At 62.0% G+C, this 20,818-nt stretch carries 18 protein-coding genes; 4 read left to right on the forward strand and 14 right to left on the reverse strand.

From position 1 onward, the window contains the following. The first annotated feature begins 566 nt into the window (after positions 1–566). On the forward strand, positions 567–1,220 hold the full coding sequence (locus CFB89_RS26010; RefSeq protein ID WP_089470356.1) for a hypothetical protein: 654 nt from the start codon (positions 567–569) through the stop codon (positions 1,218–1,220). A 96-nt stretch (positions 1,221–1,316) separates the two neighbouring features. Here CFB89_RS26010 and CFB89_RS26015 read toward each other — a convergent pair whose 3' ends face one another. Both CFB89_RS26015 and CFB89_RS26025 read right to left on the reverse strand, forming a co-directional pair. Continuing rightward, positions 1,317–1,538, reverse strand: a complete 222-nt coding sequence (locus CFB89_RS26015) for a hypothetical protein (protein WP_059721886.1) — start codon at positions 1,536–1,538, stop codon at positions 1,317–1,319. 499 nt (positions 1,539–2,037) lie between these two features. After that, positions 2,038–2,409, reverse strand: a complete 372-nt coding sequence (locus CFB89_RS26025) for a hypothetical protein (protein WP_089470358.1) — start codon at positions 2,407–2,409, stop codon at positions 2,038–2,040. An 81-nt stretch (positions 2,410–2,490) separates the two neighbouring features. Between CFB89_RS26025 and CFB89_RS26030 the strand changes: the two genes are divergently transcribed. Next, positions 2,491–3,611, forward strand: a protein-coding gene (locus CFB89_RS26030; RefSeq protein ID WP_089470359.1) for an IS3 family transposase whose coding sequence is annotated in 2 segments (ribosomal slippage) — positions 2,491–2,749 and positions 2,749–3,611 — 1,122 coding nt in all. Because the reading frame shifts where the segments join, the coding sequence is not laid out codon by codon here. A 260-nt stretch (positions 3,612–3,871) separates the two neighbouring features. Here the strand turns inward: CFB89_RS26030 and CFB89_RS34500 are convergent. From CFB89_RS34500 to CFB89_RS26075, 12 genes are all read right to left on the reverse strand, one after another. Then, positions 3,872–4,165: a hypothetical protein gene (locus CFB89_RS34500; protein WP_179233534.1), complete on the reverse strand. Its 294-nt coding sequence runs from the start codon at positions 4,163–4,165 to the stop codon at positions 3,872–3,874. A 41-nt stretch (positions 4,166–4,206) separates the two neighbouring features. After that, on the reverse strand, positions 4,207–4,434 hold the full coding sequence (locus CFB89_RS34505) for a hypothetical protein (RefSeq protein ID WP_144030162.1): 228 nt from the start codon (positions 4,432–4,434) through the stop codon (positions 4,207–4,209). A gap of 146 nt (positions 4,435–4,580) precedes the next feature. After that, positions 4,581–5,021, reverse strand: a complete 441-nt coding sequence (locus tag CFB89_RS26040) for an SMI1/KNR4 family protein (RefSeq protein ID WP_089470361.1) — start codon at positions 5,019–5,021, stop codon at positions 4,581–4,583. Positions 5,022–5,265: 244 nt separating this feature from the next. Then, the gene (locus CFB89_RS34510) at positions 5,266–5,541 is read right to left on the reverse strand and encodes a hypothetical protein (protein WP_144030163.1); all 276 of its coding nucleotides are present in this window, start codon (positions 5,539–5,541) and stop codon (positions 5,266–5,268) included. A gap of 126 nt (positions 5,542–5,667) precedes the next feature. Further along, positions 5,668–6,072: a hypothetical protein gene (locus tag CFB89_RS34515; RefSeq protein WP_144030164.1), complete on the reverse strand. Its 405-nt coding sequence runs from the start codon at positions 6,070–6,072 to the stop codon at positions 5,668–5,670. Further along, positions 6,062–10,372, reverse strand: coding sequence for an RHS repeat-associated core domain-containing protein (locus CFB89_RS26045; RefSeq protein WP_256979763.1), 4,311 nt, complete (start codon positions 10,370–10,372; stop codon positions 6,062–6,064). The genes CFB89_RS34515 and CFB89_RS26045 overlap by 11 nt, the downstream gene beginning before the upstream one ends. After that, positions 10,369–10,833, reverse strand: a complete 465-nt coding sequence (locus CFB89_RS26050) for a DcrB-related protein (RefSeq protein WP_089470362.1) — start codon at positions 10,831–10,833, stop codon at positions 10,369–10,371. The genes CFB89_RS26045 and CFB89_RS26050 overlap by 4 nt, the downstream gene beginning before the upstream one ends. Before the next feature lie 17 nt (positions 10,834–10,850). Further along, positions 10,851–12,989: a type VI secretion system Vgr family protein gene (locus tag CFB89_RS26055; protein ID WP_089470363.1), complete on the reverse strand. Its 2,139-nt coding sequence runs from the start codon at positions 12,987–12,989 to the stop codon at positions 10,851–10,853. Positions 12,990–13,122: 133 nt separating this feature from the next. Continuing rightward, positions 13,123–15,003 carry a type VI secretion system baseplate subunit TssF gene (gene tssF, locus CFB89_RS26060; RefSeq protein WP_089470364.1) on the reverse strand — a complete coding sequence of 627 codons (1,881 nt, stop codon included), beginning with the start codon at positions 15,001–15,003 and terminating at the stop codon, positions 13,123–13,125. A gap of 278 nt (positions 15,004–15,281) precedes the next feature. Next, on the reverse strand, positions 15,282–15,794 hold the full coding sequence (locus CFB89_RS26065) for an OmpA family protein (RefSeq protein ID WP_089470365.1): 513 nt from the start codon (positions 15,792–15,794) through the stop codon (positions 15,282–15,284). An 86-nt stretch (positions 15,795–15,880) separates the two neighbouring features. Continuing rightward, positions 15,881–17,149: a diguanylate cyclase domain-containing protein gene (locus CFB89_RS26070; protein ID WP_089470366.1), complete on the reverse strand. Its 1,269-nt coding sequence runs from the start codon at positions 17,147–17,149 to the stop codon at positions 15,881–15,883. Then, on the reverse strand, positions 17,146–17,853 hold the full coding sequence (locus CFB89_RS26075) for a YfiR family protein (RefSeq protein WP_089470367.1): 708 nt from the start codon (positions 17,851–17,853) through the stop codon (positions 17,146–17,148). Before CFB89_RS26075 ends, CFB89_RS26070 begins: the two co-directional genes overlap by 4 nt. A 447-nt stretch (positions 17,854–18,300) precedes the next feature. On the opposite strand from CFB89_RS26075, the gene CFB89_RS26080 reads away from it, so the two are divergent. After that, positions 18,301–19,188, forward strand: coding sequence for a LysR family transcriptional regulator (locus CFB89_RS26080; protein ID WP_089470368.1), 888 nt, complete (start codon positions 18,301–18,303; stop codon positions 19,186–19,188). Positions 19,189–19,365: 177 nt separating this feature from the next. Next, positions 19,366–20,802, forward strand: coding sequence for an amidohydrolase family protein (locus tag CFB89_RS26085; RefSeq protein WP_089470369.1), 1,437 nt, complete (start codon positions 19,366–19,368; stop codon positions 20,800–20,802). Positions 20,803–20,818 lie beyond the last annotated feature (16 nt).

Genomic DNA, 20,818 nt, shown 5'->3' on the forward strand with positions numbered 1-20,818 from the left:
CCTGCCCCGCTTGCCAAATCGCTCGTTCGGAGGGATGGTCCGACAGCTGTTGGCAAGGCAGTTGAAATTATATGGGCGTTTTTCAATTGTCTGTCAAAAATGCCTGTCGACTGAGGGAAAACACGTAGGGTTTTGAGATGGGTGGGTGGCGATGGGGGCGCAACCTTGGGGAAGCGGGACGGGTGATTTGGGTGCAATCGGGTTGCTATTCGGTAGGGGGATCGGGGTTGGTTCCTTGCTGGGCTTGGTGTTTGGCGATGGGCGGTTCTCGGTTTCGTATTTTTCGGGCTACCGAGAGCACGGTCGCTGCAAATCAATCGACTGATGATTGCGGCAGCACGCACCGGGACGGGGCGCTCGGCGAAGCGGTAAATCTTTCTGTTTACCGGACGAATCTAAACACGTTGAAAGATTTTTGATATTTTCATGAAATAATACGAATTCGCTTCCGCAATCCGGCCAGCCTCCCTGCAAGTCGCGCTCGCCGCGCCTCGCAGTCGCTTCAGGGCCGCTTCGACGCTCCCCTCGTCGCCCAGCCGCCAGCCAGTGATCTGCCGTTTTATTCAATGCACATCACCTGCTTCGAATCGCCCATGAATTGCCCTATCCGCCTTTCTTCCGCCGCCACCGCGATCGCTTGCGCGTTTTCCGTTTCTGCTTCCCATGCTTCAGGACACGATGCGCTGACCGATCGATCGGCCGGTGCCAATGTGTTTCGCTCGGAGCGGCGTGCGGCTGCTCGGGATGATGGACGTGCGGCGAGTGTGGGTCGTCGACGGGTGCAGTTCGCTGCGCCCGACGAACGTAACCCGTTCGATACGCCCGATACGCGGCCGTTGCGGGTGACGAGCGATGCGCTCGTGGCATCGCCGCCTTCTTTTAAACACGGACCCGATTTTGTCTCGGCTCCGAACCGTGTCGCGCTTGGCGCGGGTGGGAGCGATAGTTTGGGTCGCGCAGTGCCCGGGTATGAGCAGCGCGAGCAGAACTGGAACGAATACCTGCGCGCGAACGGCTCTCGGCCGGCTGGTAGTGGCGGCTCGTATGTTCCCCAGCGGCCGTACGATGCGCCGCGCGGTCCGCACGGGGTGCCGAATCCGTTCGATCCGTCGGTGCCGCAGCCGGAGACGCGGACGTTCTACGACAACGGATCGGGGACGAAGTGCACGGCTACCGGTGGTGCGGGGACATCGCGGTCGTCCTGCGATATCGCTTGGTGATGCGGGGTTTTGGGTGGCTGCCGCTTACGACTGCTCTGCCCCGTCCGGCGCGCTGCGCGACGTCGCGCAGCGCGGCCGCATCCCGCGGCGTTGCGCTTACAACTGCGTGATGATCAGCCTCCCCGGCTCAATATCGATCCGCGCCTTGCGGCCCGGAACAAAACACGCATCGTTGATCAGCCACATTCCACCAATCTTCATGTACGGATAAAACGTCTCCGGCCTCGGATCCATGGTCTTCGGGGTACCCCACATCTCCTGGATCGTGACGAAACGTTCCGTCTTCGGTGGTCGTGCTTTATGATTCGGCTTAGCCATGGGCAACTCCTTGAAAGTTGGCTGTGGTTAGCGGGTCGTGAGTGTTGGTAGCACTTGCGGCCCGCGCTCGTTTACCGCGGCGTTTTTATGGTTCGGATTCCTCCTTTGTTGGTGAATCGATGGGAGCGATGCTTCGTAGAAGATCGGCGCGTCTGGCGCTTCCGTTCGCGTGCACTGCGGGCACACGATCACCATCAGTTGAACATCACCCATTAAACCATCATTGGCGTGCATTTGAGCGCACGTTAGCCATTGGGTATAGGTACGCAACTTGGTCAGCTTTCTGGTTATTGCGCGTGTTGACACTAATCGCCAGCATGTCGACGCCTGTGCCATCTATTCGGAACATGATTGATCCGAACGTGACGATTTGAAACAGTTCCATTAGGTCGGACTCGACGATGTGGGCCGGGCTCGATACTTGGTTAGCCATTGCAAGGTCTTTTGAGTGCGCGCTTGTGGATTCCACTTGTGCTCAGCGTGGGCCTATCCGTCACCCTCATTCGGCAGGGAAGCCCCCTTTTTTATAGCCGCTCCACAAGACCTTAACTGGCCAACCATCCGGTTTCCCGGCCAACATGCTCTTTGCGATCAGTTCGACGTCGTCTGAAACTCTTCCCGCGATGTCAGAATTTCCCGAGGCTCGAAACGAGAGCTTGAATGCCTTCTCTCTAATAAAATCCAAGAATTTCTTGTCTTCGGCTACGAGGTCGAGTCCATCGACCTCGTTAAACGCCTGCATCCAGAGATCGTCGAATGATGCGGCGTCCCTTTTGTCAAGTAGATCATCGGAATCCAGGCCAGTAAAAAAATCGAAAAATCCCGGCTTGGATATCTCCGAATCGATACTATTCAAAATCTCATTTGGCATTCCACAGCCCCTGTGACCTGCCCCCAACAAACAGGGCCACCCGGAGTCTAGTAAAGTTCGTTTTCGGAGAAGAAGACGAACATGAAGAAGCGCTTTACGGAACAGCAAATCATCGGGTTTCTGAAGGAAGCCGAAGCCGGTATGGCGGTCAAGGAACTGTGCAGGAAGTACGGGTTCAGTGACGCGTCGTTCTACATCTGGCGCGCGAAGTTCGGCGGCATGGAAGTCTCGGAAGCCCGCCGGCTCAAGGACCTGGAGGTGGAGAATGCCCGGCTGAAGAAGCTGCTGGCCGAAGCAATGCTCGATATGGAAGCGTTGAAGGTCGTCGTCAAGGGAAAGCCCTGAGCCCGCAAGCCAAACGCGAAGCAGTGTCGGCGATTCGGGAGCAGGTCAACATCTCCGAGCGCCGCGCCTGCCGGCTTGTCGGGCTTTCTCGCAGCGTGCTGCATTACGACGCGAAGCCGGACCACGAGAATGAGGTGCTCGCGGCGCGTCTGGTGGAGTTGGCGCACGCACGTCGTCGATTCGGCTACCGTCGACTGCACGCCCTGATGGAGCGCGAAGGCACGCACGCCAATCACAAGCTCATCTATCGCCTGTACCGTGAGGCAGGGCTGGCTGTGCGGCGCCGTCGCAAGCGCCATGGCGTCATGATTGAGCGCGAGCAACTGGCATTGCCGGGCGCGCCCAACGAGGTGTGGTCAATCGATTTCGTGATGGATGCGCTTTCCACCGGCCGGCGCGTGAAGTGCCTGACCGTCGTCGACGACTTCACGAAAGAGGCTGTCGACATCGTCGTTGACCATGGCATCTCAGGCTTGTATGTCGCTCGGGCATTGGACCGTGCAGCTCGCTTCCGTGGCTATCCCAAGGCGGTGCGAACCGACCAGGGACCCGAATTCACGAGCCGCGCGCTTGACCAGTGGGCATATGCGAACGGCGTCACGCTGAAGTTGATTCAGGCGGGCAAGCCAACGCAGAATACGTACATCGAATCGTTCAACGGCAAGTTCCGCGACGAATGCCTTAACGAGCACTGGTTCACGACGCTCGCGCACGCTCGGGCTGTCATCGCGGCATGGCGTCAGGACTACAACGAGCAAAGGCCGCACAGCGCACTGAACTACCTTGCGCCGTCAGAGTTTGCGGCGAAACATCGGGCGACCGCGGATGCTCCTGCTGCTTTCCAGGAGTTGGTTTAAAGGGACTTTGCTAGAAGCCCATTGGCTCTATTGAAGGGGGCAGGTCACCTGTTCCTTGCACCGGTGGCACTACAGCGGCGCTACCGTCAGTATAGATTTCCGCACCCTCCGGACGGAGGACAACTGCCATTGAGCTTCCGGATCCGCCGGCCAAACGCGTCGTACTCGAAATGCGTTGGTACGGCCTCGATCGAACTACGATTTGACTATGGGAAATCAACAGGTTGATCGTTTACATGATAGCTCCTTGAATTCATGATTCAGGGAGAACCAAGATCGAATAACCACTCGTGATATTTCCTCTTGTCACGATCTGTCAAGGCACCTGCAACGAGTTCACGAGCAAAATCCTTCTGCACGTCCATCTCATGATCGACTGGATTCGCAACATGTCCTCCAATCAACTCAAAACTCTCCAAGTAGTCGATTCGGTTTATCAGAATCTCGGCACATGCAATCAACCGCTCCACGTTGTGTTCAGCAGACCATTTCGCCAAAAAAGACAGCCCCGCCAGCAAATCGGCTGCTCCCTGGGCCGCAGCATCGTCGTCCATTTCGACTGCATCAAGGTCCCAGTCCACTTGCTCCAGATCGCTTAGCGGATTTGAGTTTTCGTTTCCGTTCCACACCCGATCCAGGTAATCGCCAACTCGTTGTCTGATTTGTGCGCTTGCACCCCCGCATGCGTGGCAAGGAACTCGAATATTGCGTCATTGTGCGCAAGTCCAATACAACACCAAACACCAAAACAAGCGAGGTTATCGGGCTTGCCAGCAGCCAGAACTGATTCGAGATATTTTTTATGTAACTCGATACCGAACATATTCATCTCCTAAATACATCTGATGAAAGGTGCAGCCGGTCAGCGACTTGGCGAGCTTGATCAGCTTCAACTTACTTATAAATTTTCCTAGCAGCGACCCTTGTTCGCCCAGCCCTGGATTGCCATCGCTTCGTAGCGACCGAACGCTAGCCGAATGCATCGTTTTCAGAAACGAGCGAGCTGATGAATTGGTCAAATGAATCGGTCAGACGCCGATCAGCCTTCTGGCGGTTCTCCAAGTCCGTCAACGTTTCGTCGTAGGTGTCGGTCAACCAATAATGTACGGCACCGCTATCAGCGTCGACACAGAAGAGATTACCGCCGGGATCGGTGGCAAATGGAACAAAGGTTCGAGGGTATCCTCCCTTACCCGCGACTCGCGCATAAATGCTTTGAATGTTAGGCATGCTAACATCCTGCGTTCCGATAGGAAGGAATTCGTGGACCCATATCGACTCCCGATCACCCCCCATTGGAAACCAGTCGAGAACTGGCATGCCACCATTGAACTTCAGGTAGTGTCCCTTCATCGCTTCCGGTAGCTGGACGCCCAAGTCGCTCTCGAGCTTCTCTATGCCCAATTTCATCGTTCTCACGATAATAACTCACCTCATTAACAAACCATTCAACACCCCACCTCTATCATATTTATTTTTCTTAATACAACTCAATTTATAGATGATCGCACTCCCCGACAATTCTATTTTTTCGTTATCTCTCAACATAATCTTCTTTCAAAAAAATGCCACACCCACTCCAAGCGGAGGCCGCGGCTTATCCCAGGACAATCCGAGATAACCATCTCGCGCGGCATAGCACTTCTTAAGAAAATCAAGTCCTAAACTCATCGTTCTTACGATAATAATTTACCTCATCAACAAACCACTCAACACCTTCATTTCTATCATCTTTATTTTTCTTAATGTAACTCAATTGATTTACCAGCATCCAACATCTCAAGTCGTAATTTTCAACCGACTTTGGCATCTCCATATCCTCATGATGCAGATTCAGCGTGAATACACGCCTTTTTACAACAAATGAGCTCTTCCCATTTGCAGCCACATCCAATGCGAACGCAACCGGGCGCGGCTGGAAAGTCTCCAACCCTGGGATCAGATCACATGTTTTCGGTTAAAACCAGGAACCTATTTTTTTAAAACACAAACTTCTCCCCGAATTTTACTAGACCAGAGGATATCGCTTTCCTGCGCCACCATCTCCGTAGCAAAACTACGCTATTTTCACATTCTCTATATTATTTCCACACACCAGCCACTTACGCCCCGAACTTGACACGAACGCAACTCCATCGTGAATTTTCTCCAGAGATACAAAAGGCTCAGAATCCAATGACATCAATGCCCAATCAAGAACATCATTAGTTTTTTTATAAAAGAAACCACACGACCCATGAGCGGATGCCTCACCACCAACGTAGACCGAACCCGCGATATTCACAGAAAAATTCTGAAATACATCGGTTAAATCATCCTCCGCAATACGAATAGACCTATCCACTTCCGGCTGCCCATCTTTTATTCTGTATCCAATCACATCAGACTTTCCAATGACGATACAATCGGCGCAAAAAAACTGCTCCCTAAGCAAAATATCGTGAAGAATATCAGCAGCCAACTTTATTTCTCCTATTTCTAGAAACGCGCGCTTCACCATCCGTCTTGCCAATAGCAGGCCGTTCGGAAGTCCCATACCTCCCGAGTCCATTTCTTCCTAATCGCTCGTCGAAAGCATCATTCCACGACTTTCCAGTTGTCGACTTCGGATAGGGATTCTCTCCATCAACAATATTTACCGGAACCTTGTCAACTTTATTCTCTAGCGCCGCATCAAGGCGTCGATTATCAAAACTTACCATTTGACCGTCGCGAATCATCACATTTAAAGGATCACCGATCCAGCCCTTTTGATTCATGACTTCAGCATAGTCATTTGGGCTCACCCACGACTGACTGAAATTTATCAACCTTGGATCAACCATAATGGGACTTAGTCCCCAAGGGTCAATCCACGTGATCGAGTTAGGCGCAAATTGATAGAGGTTCGCGCCCCCCAGCAACCCAATTGGATCCGGATTGATGAATCGCCCGATGTCCGGATCGTAGAACCGGAAAGTGTTGTAATGCAACCCGGTCTCGCGGTCCAGATACTGCCCCTGGAAGCGCAGATTCTGTGGTCGCGGTACGCGCGTCGACGTCGGCGCGGCCACCGACACTTCACCCCAGGCGGGCACCGACCGCTGCGGCGCCCGCGCAACCCACTCCTCCTGCACCGCATTGCCCCACACCTTATAGCGCGCCTGCCAAACCAGCTCGCCGCCCGCGTCAGTCAGTTCCTCCGGCAGCCCCGAAACATCGTTGTGGAAGTAATAAACCGCGTCCCGTACATCCGCATCATTCGCCGCCGCCTTCCCTTGATCGATCCGGGCAAGCGGCACATAACTATTCGACTCGTACAAATACGTCAGCGCTTCCTCGCCCTGACGGTCGTGATACGTCTCCTGCACCAACCGCATGCCGTCCCACAGGAAATCCGTACTCGCATAACTGCCATTGAGCTTCCGGATCCGCCGGCCGAACGCGTCGTACTCGAAATGCGTTGTCGCGATTCCGAGCCGGTCCTTCGTCACAACGGTCTTGAGTTGGTTCCAGTCGTCATACTCAAGCACCAATTCTTTAGCCGGCCCATGCCCACTGAGCTTGCGAACGAGCCGCCCATACGCGTCGTACTCGAAGCGCTTGTCCTCGAACATCTTGAGCCGGTTGTGCTCGACGTAGCCGCCCGGGTGATCGCTCGACACCAGGTTGGCCGCCGCATCCCAGCGAAACACTTCCGACGGCAGTCTCGGCCCGGCCGCCTGTTCGATACGCCCCGTCGGGTCATACCGATAGCTCGTCGTGCCGTAACGTTGATCGCGCTTCTGGATCACATCGCCTGCGGCATCGTATTGCCACTGCTTCGCAAGCAACTCGCCGCCCGCCGTACCTCGCTGCGCAGTTTGCCGCGCACGACGCCCCACCGCGTCATACCCGAAGTGACTCGTCAGCTTGCCCTGCGTCCGTAGCACCTCGCGATGCAGATCGTCCCGTTCGATGTCCGCAACCGCGGCGCCATCGAAACAAATCTGGTGCACATGCCCTGAACCGTAATGCAGCCAATCGATCGTCCGCTCGCCGGAAATCGTCGTGCTGACGCGATTGCCAAGCTCGTCGTAGGTGTGTGCGAGCCAGCCGGTCGGCGTGTATTCCTCTACGACCTCACCACGCTTGTCGTATTTCAGGCTGACGCGATTCTTCAGCGATGGTCCGCGCGCGGCGAGCGTGTACAACTCGGCCGATGTGATCCGACCAGCCTCGTCATACAAGTATTCACAACGCTCGTGCGCGACTTGCTTCGCCGTCAACCGCCCGATCGCATCGCGCTCGTATCGCGTCTCGATCTGTCCATCGCGTACGATCGTGCCTTGACCGCACACGTCGTACTCATACGTACGCTTGTGGCCATCGAGCCCGATCTGTACGGAAACGAGATCGCGACGGTCATACTGAAAGCGATAAGTCTCACGGTTCTCGTTGGTCAGACTCGCCAACCGGAACGCATCGTCATAGCCGAACCGCACGACCCGATCAGCCGCATCCGTGCGTGCCAGCAACAATCCACGCGGATTGAGCTCGTAACGCGTGCTGCGCTGATTCGCATCAATGACCTCGACGAGACGCCCCGCCGCGTCGTACCGAAACGTCTGATGCGCACCATCAGCCGTCCCGATTCCCGTGACCCGCCCCATCGCATCCGTTTCGTACACGGTGGCATGGCCGGCGGCATCCGTCACCCGCGCGAGCGCACCACGTGCATCGTACGCAAACCGCGTGACCTTGCCGGAACAATCGGTATACGCGGTCAACTGCGCCCGGCCATTCCATTCGAGGAACTTGTACCCGCCACGCGCATCGCGAATCGTATGCACGAGCCCACGCTCGTCGCGGTAATACTCGGTCGCGAAGCCCGCCGGATCACGCGTCATCGTCAAGTTGCCGCGCGCGTCGTAACGATAGATCCATCGCGCATTGGCCGGATCGATTTCCGCAACGGGCAGATCGTAGTGTCCGTTCCATTCCGTCCGCTCGACCTGGCCAAGCGCGTCGATGCGCTGCGTCTGCCGCCCGCGCTCGTCATATTCGAAGCGAGTGACGTGGCCGGCCGGATCGGTCGTGCTGACCAACTGCCGCATCGCGTTCCATTCGAGCCGCCACACGTTGCCTTCGGCATCCGTATGGCTCGTCGGCTGCCGATCCTCGTTCCACGTCCATTGCGTCACGCGCCCGATCTGATCGGTGATCGTCACCGAACGCTGCACAAGGTCCGCGTCGAACGTGTACGCTTCGCCGTCGTCGGTCCAGTGGCGCACCACCCGCGCGTCGCGGCCGACGCCGCTCCACGCGTAAAAGCACTGTAGTCCGCCGGGCAGCGTATGCCGTGTCATCAGGCCGTGTTCGTAACCGAAATGCCGCCCGGTATGGCCGCTGCGATCGGTGACCGATGCGAGTTCGCCGACGTTCGTATAGCCGTAACGAACCAGGATCTCGGGCAATTCGCCATCGACGCCGCGTACCAGTTCGATCGATGCGACGCGTCCCGAATGTTCCGGATCGTAATGCAGCATCAGCACACGGCCGGCACTATCGTGAAGCCGAACCGGCCGCACCCGTTCGCCGACACTCGCACGCTCGACCTCGATCCAATTGCCATTTCGGTCCTCGAGCCGCCGAAGGCCCAGTGTTTCAGCATCCGACGCCGGTGCCCCGGCCGGGCCGAAATCACGATACGAACCATCGACCGTTTCGACCACATAGTGCCCGCCGACGGTACAAATCAGGTAAATGCCTTCAGGCACGCTGAAATGACTCTCACCCGGCGGCACCGCCGGAAACTCGATATCACGCCCCTGTTCGTCCCAGTACGTGATCGACGTGACGACACCGCTCTCCCGCGCCAACCGCAACTCGACACTGATCGGCACGCTCCAGCCAGCACCGAACAGGCCATCGGCGCGATCGTCGTGGCTGCTGTAAAAACGCCGCCAGACGATCGGCAGCGGGCCAGGCAATACGAAGTCCGTGTCGTCGCTGCCGTCGAGAATCTTGCCGCCGGTGATCACGTTGACGGGATGGCCGGCCGACGGCTGCATCTTGCTGCCGAGCCATGTGCCGAATATGCCGGCCGCGAAGTTCATCGCGAGACACGGCAGCTTGCCCTTGACGAAATCGCCCCAGCTTCCCTTGCCTCGGCCACAGAGTGCAAGCGCGATACCGATCGCCGCGCCGAGTCCGGCGACCCACGGCCGCGCCGCACTGATGTCGCGCACGGTCTTCGTGCCGCCACCGAAGAACACATCCGGCGAGCCCTTCGAGATCGTACCGTCACAGGTGGTCTTGTCGTCGACCCGCGCCGCGGGTAGATCATTGATGAACACCACGTCGGACCCTTGCGCGACGAATTGCGGACCGGGATGATCGCTGCACAGAACCGGATCCATGTCCGCGCCGTCGGCCGCGCGCGCGGCCGGCTTCCCGTTGACGAACACATCGGGCGAGCCGTTCTGGATCGTACCTTTCTCCTCGGGCGGGGAAATGGCATTGCCGAGCCCCTTCGCGGCCTCGTCGATCTTGTCGTTGAGGCCGGAGCCCTGCATGTAAGCGGCCACGCCGACGCCGATCGCCAGCACGATCGGCGTCGCCAGCCCGCCGGTGCCGATTTCGAGCGCGCCCAATGCACCGAACACGAGGCCTTCCGCTAGCGTGGTCAGCGCCCATCCGATTCCCAAGCCGCCCAGCAGCGACCCGCCCATGCCGAGCAGGTCACCCGCGAGCGTCGTGTGGGTAAAGGGATCGTCCTTACGAGCGGCCGGCTGACTCATGGGCGACCGGCATCCGAAACGAGCGCAGGCGCAACCGGGCGCGGCTGGAAACTCTCCAGCATGCGCGCGGCGAGCGCACGTTGTTCGTCGTTGAGCGGCGCGGCATTGGTCAACGTCATCACGATGACCTGCCCGCCGGCATCGAGCCGAAACGCCGTCTGCATCTGATGAAAGGTGCGGCCGTCCTGTTCATGCGTCGATTCGGTTTGCACGCCGGGACATTCCGCCCGCCCGACCGTCACCGCGCGTCGCGACTGCACGTTCAGGTTCTGCGCGGTGCGCGACGCCTGCGCCCATTCGCGCTCGACGAATGCGTCGATCGACTCCTGCTCGCGCAAGCGGCCTCGGGACACGACGAGACTCAGCCCGCCCGGGCCGACCGGAAGAATCAGCATGTTGACGGTGCGGTCGAGCGCCGCGTCCGGCAATTCGAATGTGCCTTCATGGATTGCGTAGTGCATGGCTGGTGTCGTTCGAGTTATTTGTTGAGATCGATGCGCTTGCCGTTGACCATCACGCCGTCGTCTGTCATCAGGATCACGGAGCCGTTGTGCTCCAGGCGGATGCCTTCCGGCGCGAGCGAGATCGAGCTGTTCTGCACCTTCAGCAGGATGCCGCGCTCGGCCATGTAGACCTGCGTGCCGCCGCCGCCGTCCTTCGCCGGCGTCGTGACCTCGACGGTCGTCGCCGTGGTGCTGCGCTTCTCGGCGATCGTCTCGGTCAGGTTGCCCTGCGGAATCTGCTTTTCTTCGCTGCCCGTCGCCACGAGGACGGTACGCATCGGCCCGAACACCTTGTGCGTCTCGTTGTTCTCGACGACGGTGTTCATGTCCTTCTGCGCGTGCATGAAGAATTCCTGCATGCCGTTCGTGTCGGTCATGCGGATCTCGTTCGACCCCTGCCCCTTATGCGTCTGACTCTTGATCCCCATCGTCTGCCCGGCCGCGCCGTGATACGGATTACCCTGCTCGCCGTTGAACACGCGGCCGACGATCACCGGGTTATCCGGATCGCCCTGATTGAACGCTACCAGCACTTCCTGCTTGATCCGCGGAATCGCGGCCGCGCCCCAGCCGTCGCCCGCCCACGGTTGCGACACGCGCACCCACATCGAATCGGAGCCGTCCTTCTTGCCGCGCCGGTCCCACGGGAAATGCACCTTCACCGCGCTGCCGTTCGTATAGATTTCCTCACCCTTCGGCCCGACGACGATCGCCGACTGCGTGCCGTGAATCACCGGCTTCGGCGTCGCGCGCGGCGCACGGTACGGAATCTTCTTCGGCAGCAGCGAGAAGCTGTTTCGGTACGGCAGCTTCGCGCTGTGCTGCGTATAGTCGTTCACCGCCTCGTGACGCACGTGCAGGATCACGTACTCCTGGTTGTTTTCGAGGACGGGATGATTCGCGACGGTCACGGCGCCCGCCGTGGTCATGCGCCACGCGTAGCCGCCGCCGGTATAGCGATGGGCTTGCGCCTCCTCGGCCTCCATCGCGAAACGGGCGTAGCGGTGGCCGTCGTCGCCGTGGTCGTACAGCGACTGGTGCTCGAACCGCTCGGTCGCATCGAGCCGCGCATGCTTGAGGTTTTGCGGGCCGGCCTCCACCAGCATCAGCGGCGACGACGGATTCTGGTGATTGAAGTCGCGGAACGTGACCTTGCCGACGCCGAAGCGCCGGCCTTCGTGCAACTGGTCGATGCCGCTGTCCTCGCTCGCCTCGGTCGCCGCGAACGGCACGGTGGCGAGCCCGTCGATCGGGCGGAACAGCAGGTTCGTGTCGCCGATCACGAGAAAGTGCTTGTCCTTCTCGTACCGATGCGTCCACACGAGCCCCTCCTGCTCCATCAGCCGCGCGCAGAAGTTGTAGTAGCTCTCCTGGTACATCACGACGTACTCGAGCGGCTTCTGGCTCGTCCGGATGTCGAACGTGAAATCGGAAAAACCGTGTTCCTGGAAAATCTCGGTGAGGATGTCCTGCGCGGTCTTGTTCTGGAAGATCCGGCAGTCGGTCGAGCGCGTGAGGAACCAGAACCACGGCACCGCCGTCAGGTGGTATTGCGTGACGTTCCCGGGGTTGCCGGCGCGGTCGAACGACGCGACGTAGCCGTCGAAATAGCGGTCGTTGTCGCCAGTGCCCGACGCCACGACGCGTTCGAGCGTCGACAGGCGCGCCTGCTGATCGAAGTGGATCTTGACCTGCTGGCCGATCAGGTCCTCCGGGCGCAGGTCGTGGCGGTGCGACAGCAGGTCGAGGTGGATTTCCGGCAACCGGTTCACGTGCTCGTCGACGACGGCCGCGCTGACCAGCAGCACATCCGGGCCGAGCGGCGTATCGAGCGTGACGTAACGGTTGAGCTGGGTCAGGCGCGCGGGGTTGGCGGCGCCGTTGATCGCTTCGGCGATGGCGCCGGGCGTCTTCTCCATCAGCGAGAAGCCGGTCTGCGCGAGTTGCAGCGCGCGCTGGACGGTGTCGACGTGCCCGGCCAGCCCCGCGAGCGGCCCGAGGCTGCCGGCCACGCTCGACGCCACCGGGCTGGCAAGGCCCCCGAGCGCGCTCAACGAGCCGAGCGCACTACCGCCCAATCCACTGGGAATACCCCCGTTCGGAGCGAAACTCATTCTTGTTCCTTGCGTGTGATCTCAGGTTCCATCGGCCGGCTCGCCGGTCCGCGGCCTCGATAATGTAGGGTAAAACCCGGGCGCTTGAAAGACGTCCGCAAACGTTTTCGTTCGAGCCCTGAAAATCGAGAAACTAGACCGGCGGCTGGGTGCCGGGGCGCGGCGCCCCACGCCGAAGCAGCGCGCCGGTCGCGGCCGAAAACAGCACGACCTGCACGAAGCTGGTGACCGGCACGTACGGTGCGAAAAACCGGTCCATCAGGTGCGCGAAGCCGCTCAGGCTGAACGCGGCGAAACGCTGCTCGTCCACCACCAGCCGCACTTCCAGCCCGTGCACGAACGCCGATGCCGGCTTGCCGGGCAGCCAGCACCGCACGCGCGCCGTCGATAACGACACGAGCGCATCGAAGCGCCGGCCGGCGTCGACGGCGTCCTCCGCCCAGCGCGCGCAAAGCCGCCTGAGCTGGGTCAGGCCACCCTTGTCCAGCCGGATCGCCTGCGGCACGAGGAGCGACAGCAGATCCCACAGCTCCCCATGGCGGAAAGCGGGTGGCCGGCTCGCGGTCGGCCGGTTCAGCAGCGAAATCGTTCCCATCGGGTCGCCGCTGGGCAACGCCAGCTCGCGCTCCCGCATCCCGGACAGATCGCCCTGCGTGCAGGACAGCCGGATCTCCAGCTTGCGATGGCCGGGATCGGCGGGTCGTCCGTCCTGGTCGACCAGTTCCAGTTCGACACCGTGGAGCGACTCGGCTGTCTCGGCCGGGGCTGGCGGCGGAGTCGTCTCCGTCTCCTGGGTTCGGGGATCGGCGGATTCCCTCGGTGCCCGCCGTGCCTCGTCGCGCAACACGATCCAGAACAATCCGGGACGCATGCCCGCGCCATGCTGCAGCGACCGGAACGGCGCCAGCACCGACGCGCCCGAGTCGGAAACATGGCGAACGGTGTCGACCGACCAGATGGCCGTACGCGACGCTCCCGCCTGCCCAAGCGCCTTCACCGCGTAATGGGCGCAACCGGCGCGCGTCTCGATCGGCTGTGCGTCGTCGGGAAACAGGTTGATGACCGGCGTACAAAACAGCCGGACATGGTCGGCCGTTGCGGCGGCCAGGCGCTGGGCGCGATGCGAATCCGGATGCACGCCCCCGATCGCCAGGTGGAGCACGACGCAACGGCTGACGCCGGCGCTTCGCTTGATCGCCCGCATATCCAGGTCGACGAAGTCGAAACGCTCCGGCACCGCGCAATACGCCATCAGCAGGTGAAACGGCCAAAGCGCATCGTCGGGCCGCACGTCGAGCAGCGCATCGGCAGGCTCGAAGCCGACGGCGGTGAACGTCGCGTCCGGCAGACGCTTCCAGCGCGTTGCATCGCCTGCTTCGACGAAACTCCGGCCGGCAAGAAGCAACGCGGCATCGGTGAGCGCCGCGACGATTTCCCGCGCGCCGGTGAAATGCACGCGCAATCTGTCCGGCACGATGGCGAACGTCTCATTCGGCGCAGTGACCTCGAACGTGAAAGTCAGCAAACCCGTCGTTTCCGGCGGCAACGCGACGTCGCGCGGCGCGATCGCCGACGTCGTGTAACGCACCGACGACACCGTCAGCGGCACGATCGCGACGTCGTCCGCGATGCGGAACACTTCCTTGCCGGCCGGTGCGATCAGCCGCTCGCCGCGACGAACGACGCGCGGCGCAGCCGGTTGGCCGCTGCTGTCGCCATGAAATTGCGCAATCGCGCACGATGGAAACGGGCGCAGGAAAGCGCCGTCAAGCGTATCGAGAAAACTGCCGGTGAACGCAGGCACGTCATCTTCGAGACGGATGTCGTGACACGCCGCCATCAACGCGAACGACTGCAACAGGCGTTCGACGTGCGGATCGTCCGAATGCTCGCCCGTGATCGCGAGCCGAGCGGCTATTTTGGGGAAGCGTTGAGCAAACGTCTGCATCGAATGGCGCAGCAGCGTCATCTCGCGTTCGAAGTGCGGCAGCAGATCCTTGGGTTCGATGGCCATACTCGCTCCGTCCGTCGCTGCATTCGCCTACGACGATGCCGCGTTCATGAAAGCGGAACGATCTTATTCGGGCATCCTGGCTTTTGATTACCTGTGAATTGAAGGAAGGCCGGATCGGCGGCGACGAATTCCGTCGATGGCCATCCTGCCTGGCGCGAACATCAAGGCTCGCCGCTTGCAAACGGTCACGCGGGCACTTTCGCGCCAATGGTGGCGAACCGTTAAAACAGACAGCACAGCGTGCTCGTGGACACGGCGGCCACACGCCACGCGTCGCCTCACCTCGGCGAAACCACGATCGCCGCCCGCCGATTCTGCGCCCGCCCGCTCGGCGTCTTGTTATCTCCTACCGGATCGTGCTTCCCTTTCCCGACGATCGCGATCCGCTTCGCGTCGAGCCCCACGTCGACCAACTCGACGGCAACGACTTCAGCCCGCCGCCTCGACAGTTCGACGTCGTACTTCTCCGTCCCCTCGTTATCCGAATACCCATACACCCGCACCCCGTTGATACCCGCCGATCGCAACGTCCGCCCGATCCGCTCGACGATCCGCCTGACATCCGGCTTGAGGTTGTACCGGTCGAAATCGAACAGAATCGGCCCGGTCGATCCGAACTCGAACCCCTGCCCAGTCTCCTGGAACCCGGCCGACTTCAGCGCCGTGACCTGCGTCTGCGTCAGCCCGCGATGAAGCGGCGGCGGCGTCTGGCAGCCCCCCAGCAGCATGCACAGCAGCAGCGCACTCCCGACGCACATCCGCCCCATGCTCACAGGAAACGAGTGGTTCATTTCGCATCCCCTTCCATCGCGCCCGCTCCGCAAGCGCTTCTTTTAACCGCCGCCGCGGCCTCGTCCGCGGCGCGAGTCGATCGACATCACACCGGCCCTGCAACGCTCTCCGCCAGTTGCCACGATCCCGGCCGCGCGCGCTTGGCGCGGTACATCGCGACATCCGCCGCGCGCAGCAGGCCGCTCGCGTCCGACGCGTGATCGGGATACAGCGCGACGCCGGCACTCATCATGGTGGCCACCACGCGGCCGTCGGACAGCTCGATCGACGGCGCCATGCCGGACAAAATCTCGTCGGCGATCCGGCACACGCTGCCCGCCTCGGGCACCGCCGCCAGCATCACCGCAAATTCGTCGCCGCCCAGGCGCGCGACGAGATCGGTCTCGCGCACCCGCGTGCGCAGCCGCGACGCGATGCCGATCAGCACCGCGTCCCCGGCGTCGTGGCCGAGACCATCGTTGATCTCCTTGAAGCGGTCGCAGTCGAGATAGAGCACGGCGACCCGCTGCCCCGTCAACGTGGCATCGCACAGCGCAAGCGCGAGGCGCGATTCGAACTGCATGCGGTTGGGCAACCCGGTGAGCGCGTCGTGCGTCGCCTTGTGCTCGAGCGACGCGTTCTCGTCGCGCAGCGTGTTCTGCCAGTCTTCGAATTCGTCGAGCAACGCGTTGAAGTCGTCGCCGAGCTGGTTCAGTTCGGCGATCGCCGTCGGCTCGACGCGCCGCGCGAACGCACGCTCGCGCCGCACCGCGTGCGCGACGCCCGCCAGCGCGCGCAGCGGCGAAACGATGTTGCGCAGCAGGCGCTTCGAGCTGACGTACGCGCCGAACACGCTGACGGCGAGGCAGCCGAGAATGCCGCCCACGCCGCCGAGCAGGAAGCCGGAGAACTGGTGTCCACGCCCGCGCACGACGACGTGGCCGACGACGATGCCGTCATGCATCACCGGCGCGGTGACCGGCCCGGGCAGCGCCACATCGGCGACGGCACGCTCGAGCCGGGCGATTCCGTTTCCGGCCGGCAACTGCCACGACGCGAACAGTTGCCCCCTGCTGTCGGTGACGACCACCTGCGCGACGTCCTCGTCGCCGGCGATCATCCCGATCGCCTCGTTCGCCGCGACGCGATCGCCGAACACGAGCGCCGCCTCGACCGTATAACCGAGCGAGCGCGCCAGCAGGTTCAGGTTGTTGCCGGCATACGCGCGCAACGCGATCACGGCGACGACGATCAACGACACCGCGGCCATCGTCACGGCGACGAATGCGAGGCGCAGGTGCGCGCGACGCAGCACGCTTTGCAGCGTCGGGCGCGGCAGGCGCGAAGCGGGAACGGGAAGCGCGGACCGTGTCATGGCGTCACCGGCCGTCGTGCGAGATTGAGGACGTTCGGATGCACGCGCACGCCGCTGCGTGCGACCGCATCGAGATTGATGTCGAAGGTGACGCGTTCGCCTTCGACCGTGATGCAGAACATCGCGCCCGCGGTGCAGGACATATCGTGTTCGGCAATGGTCAGCACCGGGCGGCCGGACAGCACGGCCTTCACCCGCGCTCGCTCGTCGCCGCCGAGGATGCCGAGATAGACGACGTCGCACGCCATGCCGAGCGCGGGATCGTCGAAGCGCACGCGCTGCACGTCGAGCACGGTCGAGCCGGCCTGCAGCGTGTCGGTGAGGCCGCCCGAGTAGTCGGGCCTGCCCGTCACGCACAGATGCAGGCGGACGGGCGTCGTCGGCCAGCGCGTGAAGCTGATGATGCCGAGCACCACCTGACGCACGACGGAGTCGTGTGACGAAAAGGCGGGACCCGTTGGACTGACCGGCGTGGTGGTGGCCGCAATTTGCACCGCATCGATCGGGGGCTCGTCCAGAACGGCAGGCGCGCCGGCGACGACCGGTACAGCGCTCAGAACGCAAACGATTGCGGCAAACGCATGGCGGAACGTGGCGACTCGGCCCCACTGGCCGGACGCCTTTCGCGCGGCGAATGCCGCCGCACACGCTGGCGTCGATGCGACCGCAAGACTCGCAGCCGCCGCGCACACACTTGCATCCATGATGGAAACATCTGCCGCAGTCGTTCCCGGCCCTGCCTCCTGCCTGCCATGCGCGTGCAGGCACCGTATCACGCGCACGAGTCTTTCCATCTTAGGTAAAAATTCGGTTCCCGAAGCAGTGGGATACACCCCAGATCATGTCGGAAAGCATGCTGAATCGGTGCCGCGGCGCTCCACGGCGCACCGGCGGCAGCGCCAGCAAATTGATCTGCGGATTGAACCCCGGATCACGGCAAACTTCATACATCCGACCGCCCCGCATCCAAGCGCCTCGTCTGCATCGAACGGCTCGTTCCGCCATGCGCGCACGCTCGACTGCCGTATGGGCCGCGCGGTGGACAATGAATCGATATCGACGAGAATATCCGCTTGTCCCGCGACCATACGTCGGAATGCCGGCATGCCCGAATGCCCGAATGCCGGATCCAGGCCACACACCGGAGCGCCATGAAAGTCGAAAACTCGGAACTCGAAGCATTCGTCGCCGTTGCGGAGCTCGGCACGTTCCACCGTGCGGCCGAAAAGCTGAACCTGACCCAGCCGGGGCTGTCGCGCCGCATCCAGAAACTCGAACAGACGCTCGGCGTCGAGTTGTTCCAGCGCACCACGCGAAGCGTGACGTTGACGGGCGTCGGCCGCCAGTTCCTGCCGATGGCGCGCGAGCAGATCGCGCAGCTCGGGATGATGCTGTCGTCGATCCAGGACATCGCGCAAAAACGTTACGGCAAGGTGCGGCTCGCGTCGATCCCGACGATCGTCGCGCAGGCGCTGCCCGACGTGCTGCGTCGCTACGCCGAAAAATATCCGCACGTCGCCGTGCAGATCCTCGACGGCAATCACGATTTCGTGCTGTCGCAGGTGCGCGCGGGCATCGCGGAATTCGGCGTGAGCCTGCATCCCGGCGACGACGACGATCTTCTGTTCGAACCGCTCTTCACCGACCGTTACGTGCTCGCGGCGCACGACGACGATCCTCTGGCGCGCGCGGACGCCGTCACGCTCGGGGAGTTGCGCCATGCGAAGCTGATCATCGGCGGTCGCGACAGCGGCAACCGCCTGCTGCTCGAAATGCTGATGGGACAGGAAGCGGTGCGAACCCGCTGGTTCTACGAGGTCGAGCACATCTCGTGCGTCGCGGCGCTGGTGGCGGCCGGGGTCGGCTGCGCGATCCTGCCCGAAAGCGCGCTGCGTGCATACGGCTCGCCCGCGGTGCGCGCGGTGCCGATCGCGAGCCCGACGATCGAGCGCACGGTCGGCATCGTTCGGCATCGCGCCATCTCGATGTCCAGCTTCGCGAGCGACCTCCAGGGGCTGGTGAAGGCGTCGTTCGCGTGACGCCGCGGGCCACGCGCCGCGGGGCGGCACGGCGGCGCGTGCATTGATGACGGTTTCGCATGAATCGCGAGCCGAACGGCATTGGACACCCGAAAAATGGCTGGGGACGATGGGGGCGAACATGAACGACGGAAACGGGTAGCGCCCCGGATCCGGACGGATGCTGGAGGAACCATCATGCATTTCGACGTGATCCTGCGTCGCGGCGAGTTGATCGACGGCACCGGGGCCGCACGCTTCGAAGCCGATCTCGGCGTGATCGGCGAGCGCATCGCGGCGATCGGCGATCTGGGCGGCGCGACGGCCGCCCATACCTTCGATGCGAGCGGCCTCGTCGTCGCGCCGGGTTTCATCGACAGCCACACGCACGACGACGCGTTCGTGCTGACCGATCCCGACGTCGAGCCGAAGGTCGCACAAGGCGTCACGACGGTGATCGCCGGCAACTGCGGCATCAGCCTCGCGCCGCTGCTCGCCGAAACGGACGTGCCGCAGCCGCTCGACCTGCTGGGCGCGTGGCAGGCGTTCCGCTTCCCGTCCTTTCGCGCATATCTCGACGCGCTCGACGCCACGCCCGCCGCCGTCAATACGGCGGCCCTGATCGGCCACTCGACGCTGCGCGTGCGGCACATGACCGATCTCCACCGCGCGGCCAACGCGGCTGAAATCGCGGCGATGGCGGCCGACGTGCAAGAAGCGATGGCGGCCGGTGCGTTCGGCGTCTCGTCGGGCACCTTCTACCCGCCCGCGGCAGCCGCGACGACGGACGAACTGATCGACGTGTGCGCACCGTTGCGCGAGACGGGCGGCGTGTTCGCGACGCACCTGCGCGACGAAACCGATGCGATCATCGCATCGCTCGACGAAGCGTTCTCGATCGGGCGCGCGCTCGACGTGCGCGTCGTGCTGTCGCATCACAAGGTGGCCGGCAAGGCCAACCACGGCCGCTCGGTCGAAACGCTCGCGCATATCGACGTGCAGCGCGCGCGCCAACCGCTGTGTCTCGATTGCCATCCGTATCCGGCCACGTCGACGATGCTGCGCGCGGATCGCGTCCATCAGTCGTCCCGCGTGATCCTCGCGTGGTCGAAGCCGCATCCCGAGCTCGCGGGCCGCGACTTCCACGAACTGCTGCCGCTGTTCGGCGATTCCGTCGACGCCGCGATCGACGCGCTGCGCCCCGCCGGCGCAATCTACTTCGTGATGGACGAAACGGATGTCGAGCGCATCATCGGTCACGAACTGACGATGGTCGGCTCCGACGGCCTGCCCAACGACATGCGCCCGCACCCGCGGCTGTGGGGCACGTTTCCGCGCGTGCTCGGCGAATTCTCGCGCAAGCGCGGCCTGTTCCCGCTCGAAACCGCCGTGCGCAAGATGACGGGCCTCACCGCCGAGCAGTTCGGCATCGCAGCGCGCGGACGGCTCGCGATCGGTCATTACGCCGATCTCGTCGTGTTCGACCCCGACCGCGTGATCGACCGCGCGACGTTCGCAAGCCCGACGCTGCGCCCCGAAGGCATCGAGCACGTGTTCGTCAACGGGCGGGCCGTGCTCGAATACGGCCGGCACACCGGCACGCGTCCCGGCCGGGCGCTGCGCCGCGACATCTAGAACCGGCCGATCGACG

The organism is Burkholderia sp. AU16741 (genome assembly GCF_002223345.1).
Classification (GTDB): domain Bacteria; phylum Pseudomonadota; class Gammaproteobacteria; order Burkholderiales; family Burkholderiaceae; genus Burkholderia; species Burkholderia sola.